At 64.6% G+C, this 7,120-nt stretch carries 7 protein-coding genes; 2 read left to right on the top strand and 5 right to left on the bottom strand.

Going from position 1 to position 7,120, the window contains the following annotated elements; genetic code table 11:
* Positions 1-276 precede the first annotated feature (276 nt).
* From Q0D45_RS19755 to Q0D45_RS19735, 5 genes are all read right to left on the bottom strand, one after another.
* On the bottom strand, positions 277-672 hold the full coding sequence (locus Q0D45_RS19755) for a c-type cytochrome domain-containing protein (RefSeq protein WP_293397089.1): 396 nt from the start codon (positions 670-672) through the stop codon (positions 277-279).
* Positions 669-2,456 (bottom strand): FAD-dependent oxidoreductase, encoded by a 1,788-nt coding sequence (locus tag Q0D45_RS19750; protein WP_293397086.1) that lies wholly within the window; start codon positions 2,454-2,456, stop codon positions 669-671. The genes Q0D45_RS19755 and Q0D45_RS19750 overlap by 4 nt, the downstream gene beginning before the upstream one ends.
* A 99-nt stretch (positions 2,457-2,555) precedes the next feature.
* Positions 2,556-3,845 (bottom strand): aromatic ring-hydroxylating dioxygenase subunit alpha, encoded by a 1,290-nt coding sequence (locus tag Q0D45_RS19745; RefSeq protein WP_293397084.1) that lies wholly within the window; start codon positions 3,843-3,845, stop codon positions 2,556-2,558.
* 16 nt (positions 3,846-3,861) lie between these two features.
* Entirely contained in the window at positions 3,862-4,221 is a 360-nt protein-coding gene (locus Q0D45_RS19740; protein WP_293397081.1) for a hypothetical protein, read from the bottom strand.
* An 86-nt stretch (positions 4,222-4,307) separates the two neighbouring features.
* A complete protein-coding gene (locus Q0D45_RS19735; RefSeq protein ID WP_293397079.1) occupies positions 4,308-4,568 on the bottom strand; it encodes a 2-hydroxymuconate tautomerase family protein in 261 nt (86 codons plus the stop codon).
* A gap of 132 nt (positions 4,569-4,700) precedes the next feature.
* Between Q0D45_RS19735 and Q0D45_RS19730 the strand changes: the two genes are divergently transcribed.
* Positions 4,701-5,705: a LysR family transcriptional regulator gene (locus tag Q0D45_RS19730; RefSeq protein WP_293397076.1), complete on the top strand. Its 1,005-nt coding sequence runs from the start codon at positions 4,701-4,703 to the stop codon at positions 5,703-5,705.
* 122 nt (positions 5,706-5,827) lie between these two features.
* Positions 5,828-7,120, top strand: a 1,293-nt coding sequence (locus tag Q0D45_RS19725) for an AMP-binding protein (protein ID WP_293397074.1), incomplete at its 3' end; no start/stop codon positions are given.

Here is a 7,120-nt window from a genome sequence, read left to right as displayed (position 1 = left end):
CGGCGACGAGCCGTGACGATCACTTCGCCGAGCGTAGTGGCTTCGCCTGCATTGCTCCTGTCGGCCGCCGCTTTCTCATCGGCGACCGGGGGCGGCGAAGCCGACTCCTGCGCAGCGACGGACAGCACGGAAAAACACGCCGATGCAGCGGCGAGCGCAAGCTTGTTAGGCACGAAAACTTCCCTTATTCAATCGTTATATATATGAGCATATAACGACGCCCCGAAAAATGCCGCAAGGCCCGATCAAGAGTCCTGCGTGGGAAAGCCCTCGAAACTAGTTGTTCGGCGCCCCGCCCTCGATCCAGGCCTTGAACAAGGCCCGCTGAGCCGGTTCGAGCAGACGCGGCGGATCGGACATCGGCATCGCGTTGCCGCTACCGCCGACGCTGACATGAGTGCCGTTCAGCTTGTGCCACAGGTAGCTCTTGTCCGGCTGGCCCGGTGTCACCCGTTGCAGCGGTGACTCCGTGCTCGCGGCGCCGACCAGACTGGCGTACGAGCTTGCGCGAGCTAGATTGAGACCACCGTTCTCGGCGCCGGTGACGTGGCAGTACACGCACTGGGCGTTGAAGATCGGCTGGATCTGAGTGCGATAGCTGACGGCCTCGTCGGCAGACGCAGCCGTCGCGATCAGCGCGCAGCCCAGCCCGATCGCGATCGAGGTCTTCATGCCGAGCGCACCGGCTCGGTCAGCGCCGCCGTCCCGGCCAGATAACCGAAGGTCATTGCCGGGCCGATGGTCCCGCCGCCGGCCCAGTAGGCCTGACCGGCCGGCGCCGCCACGCAGTTGCCGGCGGCATACAGACCCGGAATCGGCTTGCGCTGCGCATCAAGCACCTGCCCCTGCGAATTGACCACCGGGCCGCCCTTGGTATCGAGCGTGCCGGCACCGACGATCGTCGCGTAGTAAGGGCCGGCATCGGCGATCGGATGCATCAGCAGATTCGGGTTCGGGTTGGCGACTTTCGGCACTGCCATGAAATGGAAGGCGGTTTCGATCGGCGCTTCGCCACGCGAGAAGTCCGGATCGCGCCCGGCCTTGGCAAAGCCGTTATAGCGCTTGATGCTGGCTTTCAGATTGGCGAGGAAAGCCTTGTCGAGCTTCAGATTGCCGGTCTTGGCGGCGATGCCGGCCAGACGGCTTTCGATGTTCTTCGCGAGCTCTTCAAGCGTCTTGCCTTCGATGACGTGATCGAGCTTGGCGTTCGCCGCCGGGATTGGGTCATAGCCGGCGAAGTGCTTGGCGGTGCGCGAGTCCCAGATCATGAAGCCGAGCAGGTTCGGGTATTCGGCCTTGACCGGGTCCCAGACGAAATGCGACTGCGCGCGTTCGTCATACTGGATCTTTTCATTGACCCAGCGGTGACCGTAGCGGTTGACCTGGATCATGCTGTCGCCCGGTGTCGACCAGATGTCCTGCGGCACGCTGCGGGTCTTCAGTGCGACCTCGACGGCGATCTGGCCCCACCAGGCGTTGGCCATGTTGCCGAGCACCGCACCGGCTTTCTGGGCGATGGCGATGAAATCGCCGGTGCTGCCGGGCGCGGCGCAACCGCCCCAGATGTGACCCTTCAGATGGGCGCGGCTCAGCTCGACACTGTGGGTGAAGCCGCCGGAACAGAAGATCACCGCTTTCTTGGCGCGGAAGTTCACCGGCTCGGCATCGCCGCGATCGACCTTCAGGCCGATGACGCCGCCTGCATTGTCACGGACCAGATCCTGCACCTGATGTTCGAGCAGCATCTGGATCGGCAGCTTGTCGAAGCCCTGCTGCAACTGCCAGAGCAGGGACTCGCCGCCGCCGCCGTTCTGCGGCCAGACGATGCGTTCCGCGTGGCCGGTGATGTCCGGCACCAGCGAACGCCCGCGCGGCACCTTGCACTCCGGCAGCTGCGCGTAATAGTCCGGAAACGGCTTGCCTTCCCAGGTGTACCAGGGCATCGGCTTCAAGCCGGTGCTGGCGCTCAAGGTCCGCACGACCTTGGCGGCGTTGTCGAAGAAGGTGGCGATCAGATCGTATTCGGCCTGGCCGATGCCGAGTAGCGCATCGCTCTCGACATAGCGATGCGGATACGACAGCCGCACCATGTAGCGCAGCGCGTCGGCGCGGTTGTCGGCAATGCCTTGCGAGGCCAGCCAGGCATTGTCCGGAATCCAGAACACGCCACCGGATTTCGCCGTGGTGCCGCCCTTGAACGGCATCTTCTCGAGCATGATCACCGAAGCGCCCTTGCTCGCCGCAGCCAGTGCAGCAGCGGTGCCGGCAATGCCGGTGCCGACGATCAGCACATCGGCTTCAGCAGTCCATTTGGTCGCTGCAGGGCCGGCGGCATGGCTCAGCGACGGCAGGCTGCCGGCCGCGGCAACCGATCCGGCGGCCAAGCCCTTGAGCAGCGCGCGACGGGTGCGCAGCTGCGGTTCATCGCCAACTGCAGCAGTCTTCTTGTCGATCACGGACGTCTCCTCCCAGATAGTTTTTATCGTTATCGGCCAGCGCCGGTCGCGATCTGATGTCGCGATCCGGCGCTGCCGTGCAGCTTGTTCAGCGTGATTTCAGCTCAGGGCGTCGGCCACATGGTCGGCCTTCACCCACTTGTCCAGCACATGCAGCGAGTGGCGGATCAGCATCTCCGCGTCCTGCAGGATCATCGTGTCCTTGGCGCCACTTTCCAGCCCGCGCTGGATGCGCTCGCAGTTGGTGACGTCTTCCAGCACCACTTCGGCCCAGCGGCAGGCGTAGTGCTCGAGTTGCAAGCGGTGGCGGATCGACATCGTCTTCGGGATGTAGATCTTCAGAGTCCACTGCGTGCGGTTGTGGGCGACCGGCCAGAACTCGTGGGTCCAGAAGCCACCGGTGGAGTAGTCGATGTTGAAGTTCGGGAAGATCCAGGTGACGTCGGCGGACCACGAACGATCCTTGGTCGGATTGATCGCCGGGTGCGCGGTCAGCGCGGCGGCGTTGCCGCTGTCATCGCCGCCCAGCACGCCACCGGTGTCTTGCACGTAGACCAGTTGCTCGACCTTCGAGGTCGGCGCCGGTACGTAGTCCGGATTGCCATAGGCCGAGAAGTGACGATGAATGCCGTGCGCCATCGCGCTCAGCGGCCGCGCATAGCGGTTCTGCTCGGGATGGGCAAAGCCCGGGGCCAAGGTCGCCGGATGCAGGCTCGGCACGTGGTAGGGCTCGGCGAAGGCATCGGCGATCAGCTTCCAGTTGGCCTTGAAATCGGCCTGGATGACGATCGTCTCATCGAGATTGAAATACGGGATGCCGGCATAGCGGGTGCCGAACGGGCCGAGGAATTCGGCCAGTGACACTTCAGGCTTGCTCTGGTGATTCAGGAAGATGAAGCCTTCCCAGACTTCGCAGCTGATCGGCGTCAGGCCGCAGGTCTTTTTGTCGAGATCGAAGAAATGCTTCTGATCCGGCACGCCGATCAGCTCGCCATCGTTCCTGTATTGCCAGTTGTGATAGCGGCAGACCAGTCGCTCGGCCACGCCACAAGTCTGGTTGACCACCAGATTGCCGCGATGGCTGCAGACGTTGTGGAAGGCGCGGATCTTGTTGTTCTTGCCGCGCGTGACCAGCACCGAGGCCTTCCAGATCTCGAGGTCCTTGACGAAGTAGGCGTTCTCCTGAGGCAACTGTTCGACCCGGCCGATGCACAGCCAGGCGCGCTTGAAGACGCGTTCGCGTTCCAGTTCGAAGAACGCGGGCGAGCGATAAGGCTCGACCGACACCGGGCCGGTCGACAGACCGGCGGCGTGGGTGAAGCTCTGTTCGTCGATGACGTGGCGCCCCGCGTTCGGGGTTTGCGCCGGCTTTTCGATCACTGCACTCATGTTCCTTGGCTCCGGTTCAGATGCGGCCGCCGTGCGGCCACGGACCCTGGGTGATCCTGACCGCGCTCGGCCAGGTCGAATCGAAGGCGCGCGGTTCGCCGTGCATCTCCACCGCGATCGCCGCGTGGTTCATTGCCAGCAGCAGCTTGAACAGGCGCTCGCTGGCCGGCGGCATCTGACCGAGCGTGAACTGTTCGCAGTGGACGATGGCCTGTTCGGCGCGGGCGACGATGGCGTCGTAGAAGCGCTGGATGTCGTCCATCTCGGCGGTGGAACGCGCGGCACGGCGCTGGTCGTTGCTGTCCAGCACCCAGTACGACACGAAGCCTTCGAGTTCCTCGAAACCCGGAGGCAGGCTGCTGCTTGCTGCGGTCATGCGGTGATCTCCTCGTCGCAATCTCTGTGCACTTGTTCTTGTACGGGGCCGTCCGCTTCTGGTGGCGGATCGGTGCTCCTGCTTCGCTACTTCGATACGGCTTCCAACTCCAGCTCGGCGACCGGGCTGGTATCGCGACGCCGTTTCGACAGCGGCAGTTCGCCGGCGGTGATCCCGGCCAGCGCGAAATGCTCCTGCCCAAGCTCGTGGATCATCACGCGCACCGAATCCTTTGGCACGCCGAGTGCTGCCACCGCGGCCTCGGTCAGCGCAGCATGCAGGGCGCGCTTCTGGGTGACCGTCCTGCCTTCGAGCATGTTGACCTGGATGATCGGCATCGATGTCACGCGCCTCCGCTGTTTTGCTGCGCCTTGCACTAGGCGTCGAAACTAGTGGCAGGCCGTGCATCCGTCTAATACCTTTGACCGGCCCAGGTGATACAAGATCGGCATCGCTCCGGACCGTGTGGAGGAGAAAACATGGCGGCATCAAGCTTCATGGACTTCCGTCGGCTGAGCTGCTTCGTCGCCGTGGTCGAGCAGCGCAGCTTCCGCGCCGCGGCGCTCAAGCTGCACATCTCGCAGCCGCCGCTGACCCGCCACGTGCAGATGCTGGAAAGCGCGCTCGGCGTGCAGCTGCTGGTGCGTAGCGCCGGCGGCATCGAGCCGACCGCTGCCGGCAAGCTGTTCTACGAGGAAGCCCGCAACCTGCTGATGCTGGCCCAGCAGGCCGGCGAGCGCGTGCGGCTGGCCGGACAGGGGCGCATCGGCCGGCTCGATATCGGCGTGTTCGGTTCGGCGGTGCTGGGCGCGATCCCGAAGATCGTTCACGCCTTCCGTGACAGCCATCCCAAGGTCGAACTGGTGCTGCACAACCTCGACCGCGCCAGCCAGATCAAGGCGCTGCGCGAGCGTCGGATCAGCGTCGGCTTCAACCGTTATTTCGCCGATGAAAGCGATCTGCGCTGGGAAGTGATCCAGACCGAGCGCATGCACGTGGTGCTGCCGGCCCAGCATCGCCTCGCCGGCCGCCGCGAGCTGAGCCTGACGGACATCGGCCAAGAGCCGCTGATCCTCTATCCGCGCGCCCCGCGTCCCGGCTTCATCGACGAAATGATGCGGCTGTTCAGCGCCCAGCGGATCACTCCCAACGTGGCCTACGAGATCGACGACATGGTCACCGCCATCGGCCTCGTCGCCAGCGGTTTCGGCCTCAGCCTGCTGACCGATTCCGGCTGCAATCTGCGGGTGCCGGGCACCGTGCAGATTCCGCTGCGCACGGCCGATCGCGCTACCGTCAACCTGTGCATGATCCATCGTCGTGACGACGATGACTCGACCCTGCTGCAGGCTTTCCTCGATACTGCACGCGCGCTGCGCGCAAGCCTCGATGGCGTCGTCGACGAGCCCGAAGCGCCCTCGCCTGCGGCGCCGGTATCCCGATTGAAACGTGCTGCCAAAGCGCTGAGCCGCAAACCCCGCTGAGTGACCGACAGCGACTGCCCGACCGGGTGGTTCTGTCTTCAGCTTGCAGCGGTTAAGGTTATGGCTCAGATAACGCGCCGGCTTCGTCCCGTCGCTCCTCCAACACTGCGAGAAAGAAACCCGTGAGCCAGCCTCTGCCTGCAGATATCGTCCGTGCCCGCCGCAATACCCTGGGCGATGCGCTGCGCCGGACCGCGCGTCGCTTTCGTGGCAAGACCGCGCTGCGCTTCAACGATCGCAGCTGGACCTTCACCGAACTCGATCAGGCGGCCGATCGCCTCGCCGCCTGGTATGTCGGCCTGGGCATCCGCACCGGCGACCGCGTGCTCTGCTACGGCCGCAACTCGGATGCCTATCTGCTCGCCTGGCTCGGCTGCGCCCGGCTTGGTGCGATTCACGTGCCGATCAACTACGCGCTGACCGGCGACGAACTGATCTATCTGGTTCGCCAGTCCGGCGCCCGGCTGATCCTTTGCGATCCCGATCTGGAAACCCATCTCGAAGTGCTGCCCGGTGCGCTCGGCGCGCAGTGCCCGCCATCGCGTCGTCTGCACAGCGATCCGGGACAGGATCTGCTGAGCATTGCCCGCAGCGAAACGCCGTCGCAGGCTGTGGAATATGAGGTCGACGATCACGGCGTCGCCCAGATTCTCTACACCTCCGGCACCACGGCAGCGCCGAAGGGCGCGGCGCACACCCATGTCGGCATCCTGTTCGAGTACCAGTCCTGCGTTCAGGATCTCGAGTTCAAGGAACGCGACCGCAACCTCGCCGCGCTGCCGCTCTATCACACGGCCCAGATGCACGTGTTCACGATGCCGCAGCTGCTGTCCGGTGCGCTGGTGCTGCTGATCGAAAGCCCGGCCCCGGCTCGCGTGCTGGAGCTGATCGAGCAGGAGCGCATCACTTCGTTCTTCGCGCCGCCAACGGTCTGGATCAGCTTGCTGCGCCATCCGGATTTCGCCAAGCGCGATCTGAGCTCGCTCGAGAAGGTCTATTACGGCGCCTCGATCATGCCGGTGCCGGTGCTGCAGGAACTGCGTCAGCGCCTGCCAAAGGCCGAGCCCTACAACTGCTACGGCCAGACCGAGATCGCGCCGATGGCCACGGTGCTCAAGCCGCACGAGCACGAGGCCCGTCCGGCGTCCTGCGGCCGGCCGGTGTTCAACGTCGAGACCCGAGTCGTCGACGAAGACATGAACGACTGCCCGACCGGCACGCTTGGCGAAATCATCCATCGCTCGCCGCATCTCACCGTTGGCTACTGGGAAAAGCCCGAGCAGACCGCCGAAGCCTTCGCCGGCGGCTGGTTCCATTCCGGCGATCTCGGCTACTTCGACGAAGAGGGCTATCTGTTCATCGCCGATCGGGTCAAGGACGTGATCAACACCGGCGGCGTGCTGGTCGCCAGCCGC

Origin of the sequence: Nevskia sp., assembly GCF_023266035.1 — a bacterium.
Taxonomy (GTDB): domain Bacteria; phylum Pseudomonadota; class Gammaproteobacteria; order Nevskiales; family Nevskiaceae; genus Nevskia.
This window is presented reverse-complemented; position numbering and strand designations above follow the sequence as displayed.